Origin of the sequence: Methylomonas defluvii (genome assembly GCF_033949435.1) — a bacterium.
Taxonomy (GTDB): Bacteria; Pseudomonadota; Gammaproteobacteria; order Methylococcales; family Methylomonadaceae; genus Methylomonas; species Methylomonas defluvii.
The window spans coordinates 37,433-52,434 of record NZ_JAXARY010000013.1; the positions used below are offsets into that span (position 1 = coordinate 37,433).

Here is a 15,002-nt window from a genome sequence, read left to right on the forward strand (position 1 = left end):
TTATGGGCAGCAATTATAAATCCGCCAGCACGGCCAGCGCTTCTTGAATATTGCTGACTGCATGGATTTGCAAGTTTTTCACCGGATCCTTGGGTTTGTTGCTCTTAGGAATAATCGCCTTTTTGAAACCGTGCTTGGCCGCCTCGTTGAGCCGAGCATGGCCGTTGGCGACCGGGCGAATTTCACCGTTTAAACCCACCTCGCCGAAGAACACCGTGTCGTAAGGAATAATCCGGTCGCGCAGACTGGAGACCACACCGACCATGATTGCCAGGTCGGTACTGGTTTCAGACACCTTGATGCCGCCGACTACGTTGGCGTAAATCTCGTCATTGCCGGTAAAAATCCCGCCGTGGCGCGACAACACCGCCAGCAACATGGCCAGCCGGTTTTGATCCAAACCCACCGCCAGCCTGCGCGGATTGCCGTACTGGCTTTCGGTAACCAAGGCCTGAATTTCCACCAGCAAGGGCCGGGTGCCTTCCCACAGCACCGTCACCACGCTGCCCGGCGAGGGCTTTTCGGCGCGGGATAAAAACATCGCCGACGGATTTTTCACTTCCTTCAAGCCGCTGCTTTCCATCGCAAAAAAACCCAATTCGCCGACGCTACCGAAGCGGTTCTTGTCGGCGCGCAATACTCGGAATCTTGAATCGTCCGTGGACGACAACACCACTTGCGCATCGACGATATGGCTCAAGGTCATCGGCCCAGCCAATGATTGGTCCTTGGTCACGTGGCCGACCATGAAAAACGACACGCCGCTACGCTTGGCATACTGGGTCAGATAGCTCGCGGACTCGCGCACCTGAGACACCGAACCCGGCGCCGAATCGGAATCGGCGGTATACATCACCTGAATCGAATCGATGATGACTACCTTGGGCTGTTCCTCGTCCAAGACTTGGCAAATCTGCTGTACCGAAGTTTCGGCCAACATTTTGATGCCGGCGGTATTCAATTGCAAACGGTGCGCGCGCTCCGCAATTTGTTGCAGCGATTCCTCGCCCGACACATACAACACCGGCAGTTGCTGGGCAATATGACCGATGGCTTGCAGCAGGATGGTACTCTTGCCGGCACCCGGTGCACCGCCGATCAACACCACGCTGCCGGTAACAATGCCGCCGCCCAACACCCTATCAAACTCCGCCAGACCGGTGGAAATCCGTTCGGCTTGGGCCAGGTTGACGTCCGACAATAATCGCACTTCGCTGCGGCTACCGGCATAGCCGGAGTTATCGCGGGCTGATTTACCGCTACCCAGCTTCACTTCCTTGATGCTGTTCCAGGCTCCACATTGATTGCATTGCCCGGACCAGCCGGGAAAATCGGCGCCGCATTCGGTGCAAACGTAAGCGGATTTTGATTTTTTAGCCATAGCGATAAAGGTTTAACGATTTAGCCACAAGCCAGCCAAATCATAGCCGAGTTGTTGGTGTTTGATGGCGAGCAGATACACGGCGTCAGTCGGCAAATACAACAGCAAATAATCCTCTAAAACATATTCGCGGACCGCCGGATAGCGGTCGGCGATTCGCCAGATCGCGGTCAGCGCTTCGACCGAGTCCGGGTTATGGCGAGCAAATAACCAACCCATTTCCGGATAACGCTCAAGATTTGGAATGACCGGGTCGCTCAAACGCTCCAGCAACCGGTCGTAAGCCTGCGGCAAATTGTTTGCCTGCCAATAGACGTCGATGTCTTGCAAATTGGCGAGAAAGTTATCAGTAAAACGGACCTGCATGGATCAGACGGATGCGGATTTAGCCCGGTCTTGTTTGAGTTGCTTTAACGCTTCACGGGCATCCTGGTGACGCCCCGCCTCGACATCGGCCAGTCCGCGTTCGATTTCATGGAGCAACAATAAGTGGATATGCGCGCGTTCCAGGCGATGGTAGTGATCCAAGCGTTCCGCGCCGATCAACGCGGCAACGCCTTCACCGTTTTTGGTAATGATTTTTTCCTTACCGGCTTGCACCTCGCTTACCAAAGCGGATAACTGGGTCCTGGCCTCGGAAAACGGCACTATATCGGCCACGGCAATACTCATAACGACTCCTGATTGGTTTGCTCAAAATTTCGCTCAATATTATGAGCTTTTGGCTGATTTGCATAGCGAAACCTCCCGGTTTATCTCATCTTCGGCTGCCTATCTTTGACGCGCCAGCTTGACCACACATTTGGCGCTTTAGCGATTGGCTATGTGCCGGAGCTTACGAGTGGTTAATTCTGCCTTGTCAGATTCTCGGCAGTGCTCGTCATTTCGGCAGGGATAGCCGAAATCCAGACACCACGGACGGATCGAAGCTTGCCATCCAGGCACTGGATACCCCCATCCCGGCGGGCAAATCTGACAAAGTAGAATTAATGGCCGGGCTTTTTAAATCTGTTTCTATCGAGCCGTTGCGGACTATGGCTCGATCTGATTCAATGGCAACAGTCTGGCCGTTACCGGTCATTATTTCTCCGCCGAATGATATACAGAAAGGAAGATCACATGCAGATCAATAAATTATCGTGCCAAAGATCATTTTTCGGTAGATATACCGAAACTATCTAATTCCTTGTTGGGCGTCAATCGAACGAGGATGCACATGACTTGCAGCGCTGATCAAAAGAGCTATTACGACTGGGCTTTAGTCCTTGTGCCAATATTTATATCTGGTGCGGTTGCACTAATTGGTTTCTTCCAATACAGAATTAACAATCACAAGTTCCGTCTAGATTTATACAATCGGCGGTTCTCTGTTTATGAAAAGGCGCTCGTATATTTTCAGTCTTACTACTCATCGGATACCAACGCGGAGTTCATCGATGCATGCGCGAGAGATTTTATTCGCGTCTATCGTGAGTCAATATTTTTGTTTGGTGCAGATTCAGCAGTGTATCGGGAGCTAACAGCTTTGAAAGACACATTGGGTTTCCTTGTTCAGTTCGACAGGAAATTCAAAACGGAACCACGAGACCAAGATGAATATAAAGAATGGTCAAAACGGAAGCAGTCGAAACCAGATTTGCACACGATTATGGCGGCTCTTGAAAATGCACTATTACCATGGCTAGATTTCAAGAAAATCGGGAAATAATGTTGCAACTGTGGCGAAGCCCAACCCCTCACTCCAGCGGATCGCCTTCGGCGACTGCTGAATTCAAACGCTAGGCAAAAAGAGACATCATGAGCCTTATATCTACTTTCTGGACATTAGATAAAATTAAGCTCGTTGAGCTTTTGTCAAAATCAAAACCTATAGAGAAAAAAGTTGGAAAGAATCCTCTAATACCCTTCATGAAGCAAAAAACAGAGGTTGTCTACCCGTGGCTCGATTTTCTAAACGAAAACGCTCATGAGGAAATTGCATATGAGCTATCGGGCATGGTTATGACTGATTATGACTTAATGCTATCTCAAGTCGCCGAATCAATATTTGACCTTGCCATGCCGGAATCAAACAAACTCTCAGAGTACTGTGGCGGCAGTGCCGCTATTATCGATTATCAAATTGCAAAAAATATTATTGAAAATATTGAAGAGGCCAATTTCGCTGAAAGTGACGTCACTAAGTTTTATGATGAAGACGAAAAGCCTGAGGACTGGAGGTTTGAACCAAAGGTTGTAATGAGCACAGGGGAACACATCAAACAATGGTGCAGCAAAGTAACTCCAGACAAATTGGGTATTTTGGTTATAGGGTAGGCAATGCATAACAATCACCTAACCAGAAAATCAACATTGACAAATTAAAGCGGCGCTCCTATCGTCACACCGCTTTAATTTGCCAGTTATTTTGGCGTTAATCGTTCATTCAAAAATCCACCACGATAGACAGCGTTTGACCGAAAACGTTATTCAGGAAGATATGAGTCGTCGTATACCTGTAATGTTTTTCAGTAAAACACCCTAAACAAACGCTGGATCTGGCCAAACTCGTACAAATACGGCTGCGCCACGTCGCGGTTGGCGGCGACGACGATCAAGTCGTGGGAGAACACCGAGGTGTTGTACCAGTTGAAACTACCGTCGATGACGATGTAATCGTCAATCACGCAATATTTGCTATGGATGGGTGAGTACGGCACCGGCAAGTCGTCTTGGCCATAGACCAATCCCACTCGAATCCCCGCATCGCGCAAGCGTTGCACGGCCGGCAACAGTGGTCGCGCCAATTCGTCGGCCATACTGCGTTCCACGCCGATTTTGCCTTGCCGGGCCAAGTGGCCGTTGAACAGCAGTTGCACGTCAACACCACGGTCGCGGGCCTGGATCAAGGCGTTAACGACGCTGTCGTGATGATCGCCCAGCAAATCGCCGATCAAAAACAAACACAACTTCAAGGAGCGGCGCGCTCTATGAATTTCCGCTAATATAGCGTGATGCGGCCGGTAAACCCTTCCATTAGCCATGGTGTGGCGGCCAAAGGTATATAACAAGTTGAACGGGCTGAGCGGGTCGACACCATACTTTTGAATCACTCCGCCGCGCTGGCTCTGGAAGATGTTGTCCAGTAAACGGCACACGCCCTTGGAATGAAAACTCATCCCGGATTCCCAATTCGCCCACCAACGATCAAAAGTGATGTTGAACGAGCCGATGATGCAATCCTCGTCGTTGAAGATCACGAACTTGGTGTGCATGTCCGGCTCGACTTCGATCAAGTGGTGTTTGGGCGTGCAAAACACCCCCACCAGTTCGATGCCGGAGCGTTTCAAGCGCGCATAATTCTGGCTATTGGTCAGCGTCATCTTCCGCCAATCGACGATGCATTGCACCCACACACCCTGCTGGCTGGCGTGAATCAAGTGGTTGATAAAGTCGCCGTCGTCTATGCAATCCACGCTGACTTTGATGGTGCATAAGCGGTCGGGCTGACTGTGTTTGGCCGCGATGACTTTATCGATATGATCGTGAATAAAACGCTTGGGATGATAGGGATGAAACTGCTGGCCCTTGGTAAATTTGGGTGTCAGTTGCAAGGAGTCGAAATGATGGTTGTACCAATCCACATCGCTTTGCAGTTGGCCCGGATCCAACTCGTAACTGCGAAAATGGTTAGGCGTGGCCCAATGCTCGTTAATATGGCGCTGCTGCGGGTGATTGTCCCGTAACTGGTCGCCGTCCATGAATATATAATCGTGGCGCGAGGCGATGGAATGCTCGCCCAAATGCACGATAAACGAAAACTTGATGCAGCTGATCTTGCCAAATTGCCCGGAGTGCGGCATCACGTAAAAATCCCGCGTCGAGCGTTTGTGCTTGTCCCATTCCACATCGTAAGCATCGGTGTCGACGATATAGGTCTCGCAAATCGACTCCCGATAGACCTTCAGCACCACCTTCAAATTAGCGGCTATGCCGTGCGACATATGAAAGTCTATCTTGCCCCAGCGAACGTCGAAGGTTTCCCGAAAATCGTTACCGCGTTGAAAACAACCGCCCAATTTGCCAAATACCGGTTTGGCGTAATGTTCTGCTACTTGCATATGGTGCTGCCTAATTAAACAAGCTTTATCTTAATTGTAAAATCGCCTGCGGGGGCCTCAAAACATTAAAAACCTCCTTCTCCCTCAGGGAGAAGGTTGGGATGAGGGGATTAAAATCAATTGTTTACATCCCTCACCCTAACCCTCTCCCTGAGGGAGAGGGGATTTTTAGAGGTTTCCCCTTTGCAATTCAGTTTATAACGGCTCAAAGGTTAACAGATAGCCGCAATGATCCGATACCGGCCCGTAATCCTGCTCGGTGAAAACGGTTCGCGCCGAGCTGGCCCGCAAGCCGCTATTCCTGTCCATGAAAATGTAATCGATTCGATAATCGTCGGCCAGATAATCCCGCCAATGCGCATCGTTAACCCGAAAAATTTGTTCGAACAACGCCGGGGCGTTGGCGGCGAGATATTGATCTTCGTACTGATGGCCGTCGACCACCAATTGATAACCCGTCGAACCGGCGGCGATGTTGAAATCACCGCATAGCAAGGTGGCATCCACATCGGCGCTACGTTTGTCGTTCGCCCACGCGGATAGCCGTTGAAATTGTTGCTGAAAGCCGTCTTCCCACCAGCTCAAATGCGCGGAAAACACATCCAGGGTACCGATATAAGGCACCTTGATCCGCGCCGACACCACTTTACGGGAATGAATGCTGTAGGCATCGTGGCTGTCCGATACGTAACGGGCCTCTTGCTCCATAAAGGGATAGCGGCTAAGAATGGCCACGCCTTCGCGGAATTTGTCGAACCCCAGGTGCGACCAATCCGTGTACAGATGAAACGGTTGCGGCAAGCGCTGGTTGATGATATTCGCAGAATTGGACGGCCAATCGCCGCGCCCGTCATTCCAATACTCGGCCACTTCCTGCAGGCAAACCACATCCGCGCCCAACTCGTCGATAGCGTTAGCAATTTGCCAAAATTTCCGGTCTTGGTCTTCCTCTTGGTAACAGTGCAGATTCAAAATCAACAGCCGCAGCGGCGTGCGGCTTAGCGCGTAATTTTGCCCGGCATTGTTATCCCACAGGCGTTGCTGCTTACTTTCACAGCAGATGCTGTATTGCAGACGAAACGCATCCCCTACCCTGATCCGCCCGTTCCACACTTGCGCAAGATGCAAGCCGGCATAGAGGGCTTTATGGGCGGACTTCCTTTGCGCCTGGCGGCGGCAGCTGGTGGTATGACTGTGTTGCCAATCGTCGATAGTCCAATGGATCGTGACATGATCTATTTCCAGCGCAGCGTCCACCGCCAGTTTGACCGGCACGGAATGTTGCCCGTCCTGCAGTTGTTCGGCGTGGCTTAATTGCAGCATGGCCGCGGCGTTGGTCAATCTAGCACCACTACCCGCGCCGCTAAAATAATCACCACCTTCGTTGTTGTCCCAATATTCGCTGCCGGCTGCTTGCAGACGCAAAGCAAAACGAATATCACCGGGTATGTCGGCATGCGGCTGCGGCGGAAATAGGATGTCGGCCTGCCAATACTCCTGCCCGTCTTCCGCCTTACGGTTGAATAAGGCCGGCAAAACATGCCAGACGCCATCTTCGCCGGCCCAGAGCACGTCTACTTGCTTGTGATAATCCAGGTCCGCGACGCGCATCAAAAATTGCAAGGATTGCTGACAGGCGGCGGCTTTGCCGGTGACGTTATTGGCTACATACAACAATTGGATGTTATCCATAGCTCCCCCTGGAGGTTGGGTTAAGCAGTGCCCAAAACGGGCCTTTGTCTAGGCGGCATAATGGCGAAAATCGATGTCCGGAAAAATATCGTCCATGATTTCCAGCGCGGTCAGATAGCGTTCATCGATACGGTTTTTGCGAATCGCATCGTGCAGATAATTAAAACGGGCCAAATGGTCGGTGATGCGTTTGCGCGCATAGTCGATCGTGGTGCCGGCCTTCATGATAAACGGCCAATCCGAAGACTGCGCCAGCAACAATGACCGGGCAGCCTGATTTAACGCCCGTTGCTGTAAATCACTCACAGTAAAACCGCGTAAATCGTTGGCCAGCTTTTCCATTTCGGCGGCGGCCTTGTGTAACAGGGGATAAATCCAGTCGTTGCTTTCGTTCAGCCAGTAACTGGAATATCCGTGTTCGCCCCAACTGGAAGCGGCCGGCCTGGCCTGCACATGCTGCAACGGCAATTGCAAATAATCGCCGCAACTGACGGTCTGCACACCGTTTTCGCTGCTCGCTGCCAAGCGTAACACTTGTTCAAGCCATAAAGGCCCTTCGAACCACCAATGTCCGAATAGTTCAGCATCGTAAGGCGCGACGATAAGCGGCGCTTGCGGCATTTCCGCAGTCAGCGCGTCAATTTGCTGCTGGCGGCGCAGGATAAAATCCTCGGCATGTTGGCGCGCCTTCAGCTTGGCCCGCTCCGGTTGGTACACCTGCTTGGTTTGCTTGGCGCCGGTAATCCGGTAGTACTTGATGCCGGTGTTGATCCGGGTTTCGCCGTCCAGAATATAAGGCGCGATATATTCCAAGGGCAAGTCAAAGCCGATGTCACGATAGTATTCGCGATAATCGCCATCCCCCGGATAGCCTTCCTCTGCGCTCCACACCTGCCGCGAGGATGCCGGATCGCGGCCGAACGCCTCCACGCCATTGCCGCAATCCAACGGCGCATACACACCATGGCGCGGCGGCTGGTCGGCATCCATGATCGCGTGACTATCGACGAAAAAATAAGTGATGCCTTCGGCTTTTAGCGCCTGTTCCAGGCCCGGATAGTAACCGCATTCCGGCAACCAAAATCCGCTGGGCGCAAAGCCGAATTGGCTCTTAAAACTGGCGATACCCACGCCGATTTGATTACGCACCGACACCGGACTGACATTTAACAAGGGTAAAAAGCCATGGGTGGCTGCGGTGGTAATCAACTCCAGGCAGCCCGCGCTGTGATGCCGTTGAAACGCCGTCAGCAAATCACATTGATAGCGGTGCTGGTAGCGATGCAAGGCATCCTGAAACCACTGCATATACATCTGCGCCAGCGGCTCAAACTGCGGTAGCCTGCGGGTGCGTTCCAACTCCCGCTCCGCCAGCTCCAGCCGGCCTTGCAGATAATGCAGATAGCGATTTTGCAGCAAGGGATCGCGCAGCATCGTCATCAGTGTCGGCGACAGAGATAAGGTCAGCCGGTACGGCACTTGATCGACATGCAAACGTTCCAGCATCGCCAACAAGGGCAAATAGCATTCGGTAATGGCTTCGAACAACCAGTTTTCTTCAAAAAAACTGGCATGTTCGGGATGATGCACATAGGGCAAATGGGCATGCAAAACGATGCTGAGATAGCCTTTGTTCATCGCGGAATTAGTTTTGTTGGCCGGACGCGGTTACGGCAAGCGCCGAAGACGCCTGGGAAGGCAGCATTATAAACTGCGCCATCGCCGGCGACAGCCTTTCCGTCATCGGCGGCACTTGCGGCGCGACTGCGGCAGCCTGCGAATACACCAACGGATTGAACTCCTGCTGAGCATTGAGCCGGCCAATCGCCACCTGGTAAATCCCGGCGATGCAGGTGTCACCGCTGGGCAGCGTAATCTGCTGTTGGCTGCGTTCGGCGGCAACCGGCACATCGAACCAGGTTTTGGCCGATTCGGCCGGCAACGAGACCGCTTCGGGCGGCGCAGGATGACTGTATACGCGCAAGGTCAAAGGTTGGACAGCTGCAGGCGGTTCGGCAAGCGGCACAGACGCCTGAGCCGCTTCATCAAGCTGCCAATAGACATGGATATGTTCCGGATCGACCGGCAACGCCACCAGCTTGGCGCTTTCAACTTTGGCGGCAGCGCGTTGCAGGGGTGGAGCAAATTCGCGATTAATCTGCTGACTAATGCTTAACAACTCTTGCGGCGAGAAGCCGGTACTCGTCAACCGCGCCGCGCCCGCTCTAAACCGGCGCGGTGCAAAACCCCGGCTAATCTCCAGACTGATAACCCGCATTTCCTCCGCAGAGAGCGGCATGCGGACTTGAGACGGTGAGGAGGAAAAGGCCATCGGCAATGTTAACGGGTCGGGTGACTAGGTTTTATCCTGTGGGTAGCGGACACTCCGCGACGTATCGCCGCAGCGACCAGGCTTTATAGACTCTAACCGTTGTCGATTATTTACGCAAGGCGTAGGCCCGCAGCCCTTATATGCAGTAAAATCAGGACTAATTCACAGTTTCTCGGTAAAGGGCATGCACAAACCATACAGTTTAAAGTCAGGGAGTCCCTATCCTCACGGCGCCCGGGTCAGCGAGGGCGGCGTCAACTTCTCCATCTCCAGCCGCCATGCGACGGACGTGGAACTGCTGTTATTTGCCGAATCCGACAGCATAAAACCTTTACAAGTCATACCCTTACAAAAAGAGAAAAACCATACGTTTTTCTCCTGGCACGTGTTTGTCGAAGAACTGCCGGTCGGCACCTGGTATGCGTGGCGCATCGACGGCCCCGCCAACACGCGCGAGTCGGGCTTGCGGTTTGATCGCGAAAAATTATTGCTGGACCCGTGGGCGCGGGCGATCAGCGACAAATTATGGAACCGCGCCGCCGCCTGCAAGCCCGGTGATAATAGCCAACATGCCATGCGCGCGGTGGTGGTAGATGACCGTTACGACTGGGAAGGCGACACACCGCTGGCCATTCGCAGCGAAAAAGCCATTATCTACGAATTGCATGTCGGCGGCTTTACCCGCCACACCTCCGCCAAGGTTAAACACCCCGGCACCTTTATCGGCCTGATCGAAAAAATCCCTTACCTGAAAAAGCTGGGCATTACCCATGTCGAACTGCTGCCTATCATGGCCTTCGACGAGCAAGACGTGCCGCCGCATACCGCCGATCTGGGCTTGAAAAACTATTGGGGCTACAGCACGCACAGCTTCTTTAGCCCGCATCCCGGATACTGCGTCACGCCGGAACAAGGCACGCATATCCGTGAGTTCCGCGATCTGGTGAAAGCGCTGCACAAGGCCGGCATCGGCGTGATCATGGACGTGGTGTTCAATCACACCTCCGAAGCCGGCGCCGACGGTCCGGTGATCAATTTCAAAGGCATTACCGGCAACAGCTTTTATTTGACCGACAAGCACGACAAACGCATCTTTCACGACTATACCGGCTGCGGCAACACCGTGAACGCCAACCACCCGCTGGTGACCAACTTCATCATCAGCTGCCTGGAATACTGGGTGCGGGAAATGCATGTCGACGGCTTTAGATTCGACCTGGCCAGCGCCTTGGCGCGCGGCGAAGACGGCAGCGTACTGCAGGATCCGCCGCTGGTCTGGGGCATAGAACTATCCGAACAACTGGCCAAAACCAAGCTGATTGCGGAGGCCTGGGATGCCTCGGGGCTATATCAAGTCGGCAACTTTCCCGGCTACCGTTGGGGCGAATGGAACGGCCGCTACCGCGACGTAATTCGCCGTTTCCTGCGCGGCGACACCGGCATCATTGCCGAAGTGGCCACCCGGATTTGCGGCAGTAGCGATCTCTATCAACATCAGCACCGCTTGCCGATCAGCGGCATTAACTTCGTTACCTGCCACGACGGTTTTACGTTAAAAGACCTGTTCAGCTACAACGAAAAACACAATACCGCCAACGGCGAAAACAACCGAGACGGTTGCAGCAATAATCTCAGCAGCAACTGCGGCGTGGAAGGCCCAACCCCCGACCCGGCCATAGTCAAACTGCGGCGGCAACAGGTGAAAAACGCCTTTACGGTTTTGCTGCTTAGCCATGGTGTACCGATGTTGCTGGCTGGCGACGAATTTCTGCACACTCAGCAAGGCAACAACAACTGCTATTGTCAGGATAACGAATTAAGCTGGCTGAATTGGGATAAAGCCAAGGAAAATGCCGACGTGCTGCATTTTGTGCAGCAGATGATCCGTTTGCGCAAACGCCATCCGGCCTTGATGCGCCGAAACTTCCTCACCGGCCGGAAAATGGAAGACAAGGATATGGCCGACATCAGCTGGCATGGCCTGGAAGTAGATCAACCGCCGCGTTGGGACGACCCGAACACGCGGATTCTAGCCTTTACGCTGGCGGCATTAGGCAAAGATGAACCCGACCTGCACGCAATAATGAACATGTCCGACAGCAAACACAATCTGCAGCTACCGGAGGTTGAGGGCAAGAGCTGGTGTCTGGCCGTGGATACCGCGCAAACATCGCCCAAAGACATTATCGAGCCGGCCGAGCAAAAAGCACTGAGCAGACCCTGGTATACCGTGGAGCCGCACTCCATTGTGGTGTTTGAAAACACCCATCAAACCGGTATCGAGGGTGGCGATAGCGTGGCGAAACGGTCCGCCAGTTTTTTCAGCAAATTGACCGGCATCAAATTGCTCGACCAGCCGGCGACGGAGATACCGACAAGTTAATGAAACAGCCTGTTGTCAGGGTATGCTATGGTGCGCCCTGACAACAAGCTGCCAAAATCATCAATCAAATACATCACCCCAATCCGGTGGTGGTGGGGCCTCTTCGGCTGGGGTCGCGTCAGAGTCAGCTGGTTTTTGCTGCTCGGAATCGGTGTCGGCATATTGTTCTTCGGTCTTGGCAGCCGGCTCGTCGGCAACCGGTTTTTCAGCCACTTTGGGTAAGCCGTCCAGATAACTATCCAGCAAAAGGCACAGGTTTTCGTAAAAACCGGCCACGGTCTGCTGCTGCATTTGCTGCTCAATAAACCCATACAAAAACTGCTTTTCCGCCGCAATCAAATTTTCGCTGACAGCCTCCGCGGTTGGTTCGTCTAAGTGATGCTTACCGGCCAAGGCCAAGGCCAACCTATCGCCGCGCCGCTCCTGCCGGTCCTTAATGTCTTCCAGCAACTCTTCGATGCCGGCCAGCCGCCGACGTTTATGCCGCCGATTAACGAATAACACCGCGATCAAACCGGTCAACAACACCAGCGATAGCTCTCCTAAGCCGATAAGCAGCAGAGATTGCATCATTTCCCCAGCTCCGTAATGCTTTCACGCACACCGCGTTCGGCATCATGAAAAATTTGCAGCATCTTTTTACTGCTGTTTTCCAACTCTAAGGCGGTCTGATTGCCGCTAAACACTCGGGTATATTCGGCGGACATTTCGTCTATGGTTTTCATCGCGTTATCCAGTTGCCGCACCAGTTGTTGGTTAATCCGCTCCAAGCCGGCCAATTGGTTCGCTTGCGGAGAATCCTGCGCCGCAACAACCGGCGCAAGCGTGCCCCGATTCGCCAGCAAATTCTGATATGGCTCGGTTAGCCGACCGATACGTTGCTCAATCTCACTCAACAACACCAATTCGCGTTTTAAAAACAAGCGAATAACCCCTTCAAACACAGCGCGTTCTGATGCATTGACTTCTTGCAACAATGGCTCAATCTCCGCTGTAGCCAACCCGCAGTTTTCTTCCAGAAATTGCTCCAACCAGCGAGTCTTCACGATGGACTGCTCTTCAAGCTCGGTAATGAAATGTTCAATTTCGGCCATCTCCTTCCCTCGCCGGTTTCTCGAGATAAAAAACAGCACGATAACCAACAGCGTCAAAACCCCCAACGCCTCCGCCGCTAATATCACTACCACGGAATCGAATGGATTCATGACAATCTCTCCAGTAACTGCTGATGTTTGTCTGCTTGGCTTTTTTTCAGGTATCGATAGGTAAAAAATCCACCCACACCCAATATCAGATTGATTACCAACATGATGCCGCCAACCAACAACCAATTGGTTTCCGGGACGTCCGGCGGCGGATGTGGCTCATGCTCAGCCTGCTCATGTTGCTCGGCATCGGTTTCGTGATCGGTGTTTTCATGATCGGCTGATTCGTGATGCGCATCAGGCTCTGCGGCCGGTACGGCAGCCTCGACTTTCTCGGCAGGAACAAACCAACTGTCATCGATACTCAGCGGTTTGATCGCCGGCGCCAGCGGCTTGCCGGCATGATCTTTAGCCATCACATTAAAATTGACATGCGTGGTGGTCTGCGGCGGCAAACCGGCCAAATCCAGCAGCCAAACCCCGTCTTTATTTGTCAATGCGCGGGTTTCCGGCTCATGCCCGGTTTGGTTAATCACCGCATTGACGACCAAGCCGGCGGGATCGATCAGTTTGGCATCCGGTAACAGTTTTAGGGTGACTTGGCGTTGTGCTGCATCGACGTGCTTCTCGACCGTAATCGGCGTGGCAACCACTTCGATCTCATGAATAATTTCCCGTTTGAAGGTCTTGCCGTCCGCCACGATTTTCAGCAAATGCTTACCCAAACTTAAATGCTCAGTCTTGTGCTGGTAAAAACCGGGTTCTGCAAGCACGACCGGCATTTTTGCCGGTGCTTGCTGATCCTGGATCACTTCCAGGGTTAGCATGCCCAGGAAATCGGCGCGGGTTATCAGCTTATCCTTGTCGGTGAAATGCGCTTTAATCGGCAAGGCTTCATTCTCTCCCAGAAAATTAGGGATGTCGCTAAGTTGCAGTTTCAAGTCGGTGACGATCATAACTTGGTTGTCCGGATCGACTTCCGCCACCAGACGCCATTCACCGATCAAGGGTTGCTTGACGGTGATCAGGTCGTAAGCCTGGCTTTCCAGCCAGGACACGTTGGCGACCATGCTTTGTTTACTGATACTTTTGCCGTCCGGCGCAACCAACTGCGTCGGCGCGGCATGCGGTTTTTTGAATACCAACACCGAAAACTCTTGGATGCCGCTATCCACCTGGAATTTATTATCGGTCAGCGGCAAAGTCTCTTTCGGCGCGGCTTTTTGGGCCATTTTCAGAAACACCCGTTGCAATTGCTCCGCCGATTGCGCGGTTTCCGCCCAGCCGCCGGTCTCGAAGGCCAGTTTTTCCAGCAATTCCTTATCGGCTTGCTCGGACAATGCCACGGTTTGTACGTTGATGTTTTGCTGCTGGAGCTTGGGGATCCACTCGCTGAGGATGCGCTCGCGGGAATCCGCGCTTTGCATGATGTCCTTGGAAATGTCCACAAAACCGTCGGTCAATAAAATCAGATGTTTCTTGCCGCCGCCCTTAAAGCCCTGGCTCAGAACGGTCTGAATCGCATCTTCGATATGGGTATACAAGCCGCGAGAATGAATATTGCCGATGGCTTTGCCGGCTTGCTGTTTCCAGGCTGCATTGACAGCATCGGTAGCGGACAGCGGCGCGGTTTTTTCGGCGAATAACCAAAACGCGGCCTTGGCGCCGTCCGGCAACAAGTTGACTAACAAACGGCTGGCCTCAATGCGCAGATTGTCCGGATCGTTCTGTTTCATGCTGCCCGATACGTCTATCAACACCTGAATTTCGTCGGCGCCGGCAGCGGCAGGCACGGGTTGGCAGCGCGCGGAATCAACAGTAACCACCAACACACAGAACACCGTAAAAATAAACGACTTGCACATAAGTCCGCCGGTAAAAGTTTAGGCAACGGATAGCAAATATAGTCCAAGCGCCTGACTATTCTGTTATTTTTTAATTCAGGCTGCGGCCGGCGTTACACTTTATA

Annotated in this window: 14 protein-coding genes; 3 read left to right on the plus strand and 11 right to left on the minus strand. The window is 52.8% G+C overall.

Annotation, left to right across the window (positions count from 1 at the left end; translation table 11 throughout):
• Nucleotides 1-13: 13 nt before the first annotated feature.
• The 4 genes from radA to QLH52_RS14435 all read right to left on the minus strand — a co-directional run bounded on the left by radA (nt 14) and on the right by QLH52_RS14435 (nt 2,462).
• Nucleotides 14-1,381 (minus strand): DNA repair protein RadA, encoded by a 1,368-nt coding sequence (gene radA / locus QLH52_RS14420; RefSeq protein ID WP_319962030.1) that lies wholly within the window; start codon nt 1,379-1,381, stop codon nt 14-16.
• 12 nt (nt 1,382-1,393) lie between these two features.
• Entirely contained in the window at nt 1,394-1,747 is a 354-nt protein-coding gene (locus tag QLH52_RS14425; RefSeq protein ID WP_319962031.1) for a type II toxin-antitoxin system RelE/ParE family toxin, read from the minus strand.
• Nucleotides 1,748-1,750: 3 nt separating this feature from the next.
• A complete protein-coding gene (locus QLH52_RS14430) occupies nt 1,751-2,053 on the minus strand; it encodes a type II toxin-antitoxin system Phd/YefM family antitoxin (protein WP_319962032.1) in 303 nt (100 codons plus the stop codon).
• A 208-nt stretch (nt 2,054-2,261) separates the two neighbouring features.
• Nucleotides 2,262-2,462 (minus strand): hypothetical protein, encoded by a 201-nt coding sequence (locus QLH52_RS14435; RefSeq protein WP_319962033.1) that lies wholly within the window; start codon nt 2,460-2,462, stop codon nt 2,262-2,264.
• Between the two features lie 135 nt (nt 2,463-2,597).
• Between QLH52_RS14435 and QLH52_RS14440 the strand changes: the two genes are divergently transcribed.
• Entirely contained in the window at nt 2,598-3,089 is a 492-nt protein-coding gene (locus QLH52_RS14440) for a hypothetical protein (RefSeq protein ID WP_319962034.1), read from the plus strand.
• Between the two features lie 89 nt (nt 3,090-3,178).
• A complete protein-coding gene (locus QLH52_RS14445; protein WP_319962035.1) occupies nt 3,179-3,697 on the plus strand; it encodes a hypothetical protein in 519 nt (172 codons plus the stop codon).
• A gap of 191 nt (nt 3,698-3,888) precedes the next feature.
• On the opposite strand, the gene QLH52_RS14450 is transcribed toward QLH52_RS14445, so the two are convergent.
• The 4 genes from QLH52_RS14450 to QLH52_RS14465 all read right to left on the minus strand — a co-directional run bounded on the left by QLH52_RS14450 (nt 3,889) and on the right by QLH52_RS14465 (nt 9,505).
• Nucleotides 3,889-5,481: a phospholipase D-like domain-containing protein gene (locus QLH52_RS14450; RefSeq protein ID WP_192394561.1), complete on the minus strand. Its 1,593-nt coding sequence runs from the start codon at nt 5,479-5,481 to the stop codon at nt 3,889-3,891.
• 195 nt (nt 5,482-5,676) lie between these two features.
• On the minus strand, nt 5,677-7,173 hold the full coding sequence (locus QLH52_RS14455; protein WP_319962036.1) for an endonuclease/exonuclease/phosphatase family protein: 1,497 nt from the start codon (nt 7,171-7,173) through the stop codon (nt 5,677-5,679).
• A gap of 48 nt (nt 7,174-7,221) precedes the next feature.
• Nucleotides 7,222-8,811 carry a glycoside hydrolase family 57 protein gene (locus tag QLH52_RS14460; protein WP_319962037.1) on the minus strand — a complete coding sequence of 530 codons (1,590 nt, stop codon included), beginning with the start codon at nt 8,809-8,811 and terminating at the stop codon, nt 7,222-7,224.
• Between the two features lie 7 nt (nt 8,812-8,818).
• Nucleotides 8,819-9,505 carry a DUF4912 domain-containing protein gene (locus QLH52_RS14465; RefSeq protein WP_319962038.1) on the minus strand — a complete coding sequence of 229 codons (687 nt, stop codon included), beginning with the start codon at nt 9,503-9,505 and terminating at the stop codon, nt 8,819-8,821.
• 184 nt (nt 9,506-9,689) lie between these two features.
• Here QLH52_RS14465 and glgX point away from each other — a divergent pair, with 184 nt between their 5' ends.
• A complete protein-coding gene (gene glgX, locus QLH52_RS14470) occupies nt 9,690-11,888 on the plus strand; it encodes a glycogen debranching protein GlgX (protein ID WP_319962039.1) in 2,199 nt (732 codons plus the stop codon).
• Between the two features lie 60 nt (nt 11,889-11,948).
• Here the strand turns inward: glgX and QLH52_RS14475 are convergent, their stop codons facing one another.
• The 3 genes from QLH52_RS14475 to QLH52_RS14485 are packed head-to-tail and all read right to left on the minus strand — an operon-like array spanning nt 11,949 to nt 14,898.
• Complete coding sequence (locus QLH52_RS14475; protein ID WP_319962040.1) at nt 11,949-12,461, minus strand: hypothetical protein; 513 nt, start codon at nt 12,459-12,461, stop codon at nt 11,949-11,951.
• Nucleotides 12,458-13,093 (minus strand): hypothetical protein, encoded by a 636-nt coding sequence (locus tag QLH52_RS14480; protein WP_319962041.1) that lies wholly within the window; start codon nt 13,091-13,093, stop codon nt 12,458-12,460. Before QLH52_RS14480 ends, QLH52_RS14475 begins: the two co-directional genes overlap by 4 nt.
• Complete coding sequence (locus QLH52_RS14485) at nt 13,090-14,898, minus strand: vWA domain-containing protein (RefSeq protein WP_319962042.1); 1,809 nt, start codon at nt 14,896-14,898, stop codon at nt 13,090-13,092. The genes QLH52_RS14480 and QLH52_RS14485 overlap by 4 nt, the downstream gene beginning before the upstream one ends.
• Nucleotides 14,899-15,002: the final 104 nt, after the last annotated feature.

Excerpts from the sequence above, each read along its gene's own strand:
- radA (WP_319962030.1), bottom strand. The coding sequence starts at position 1,381 with ATGGCTAAAAAATCAAAATCCGCTTACGTTTGCACCGAATGCGGCGCC.
- QLH52_RS14425 (WP_319962031.1), bottom strand. The coding sequence starts at position 1,747 with ATGCAGGTCCGTTTTACTGATAACTTTCTCGCCAATTTGCAAGACATC.
- QLH52_RS14430 (WP_319962032.1), bottom strand. The coding sequence starts at position 2,053 with ATGAGTATTGCCGTGGCCGATATAGTGCCGTTTTCCGAGGCCAGGACC.
- QLH52_RS14435 (WP_319962033.1), bottom strand. The coding sequence starts at position 2,462 with ATGACCGGTAACGGCCAGACTGTTGCCATTGAATCAGATCGAGCCATA.
- QLH52_RS14440 (WP_319962034.1), top strand. The coding sequence starts at position 2,598 with ATGACTTGCAGCGCTGATCAAAAGAGCTATTACGACTGGGCTTTAGTC.
- QLH52_RS14445 (WP_319962035.1), top strand. The coding sequence starts at position 3,179 with ATGAGCCTTATATCTACTTTCTGGACATTAGATAAAATTAAGCTCGTT.
- QLH52_RS14450 (WP_192394561.1), bottom strand. The coding sequence starts at position 5,481 with ATGCAAGTAGCAGAACATTACGCCAAACCGGTATTTGGCAAATTGGGC.
- QLH52_RS14455 (WP_319962036.1), bottom strand. The coding sequence starts at position 7,173 with ATGGATAACATCCAATTGTTGTATGTAGCCAATAACGTCACCGGCAAA.
- QLH52_RS14460 (WP_319962037.1), bottom strand. The coding sequence starts at position 8,811 with ATGAACAAAGGCTATCTCAGCATCGTTTTGCATGCCCATTTGCCCTAT.
- QLH52_RS14465 (WP_319962038.1), bottom strand. The coding sequence starts at position 9,505 with ATGGCCTTTTCCTCCTCACCGTCTCAAGTCCGCATGCCGCTCTCTGCG.
- glgX (WP_319962039.1), top strand. The coding sequence starts at position 9,690 with ATGCACAAACCATACAGTTTAAAGTCAGGGAGTCCCTATCCTCACGGC.
- QLH52_RS14475 (WP_319962040.1), bottom strand. The coding sequence starts at position 12,461 with ATGATGCAATCTCTGCTGCTTATCGGCTTAGGAGAGCTATCGCTGGTG.
- QLH52_RS14480 (WP_319962041.1), bottom strand. The coding sequence starts at position 13,093 with ATGAATCCATTCGATTCCGTGGTAGTGATATTAGCGGCGGAGGCGTTG.
- QLH52_RS14485 (WP_319962042.1), bottom strand. The coding sequence starts at position 14,898 with ATGTGCAAGTCGTTTATTTTTACGGTGTTCTGTGTGTTGGTGGTTACT.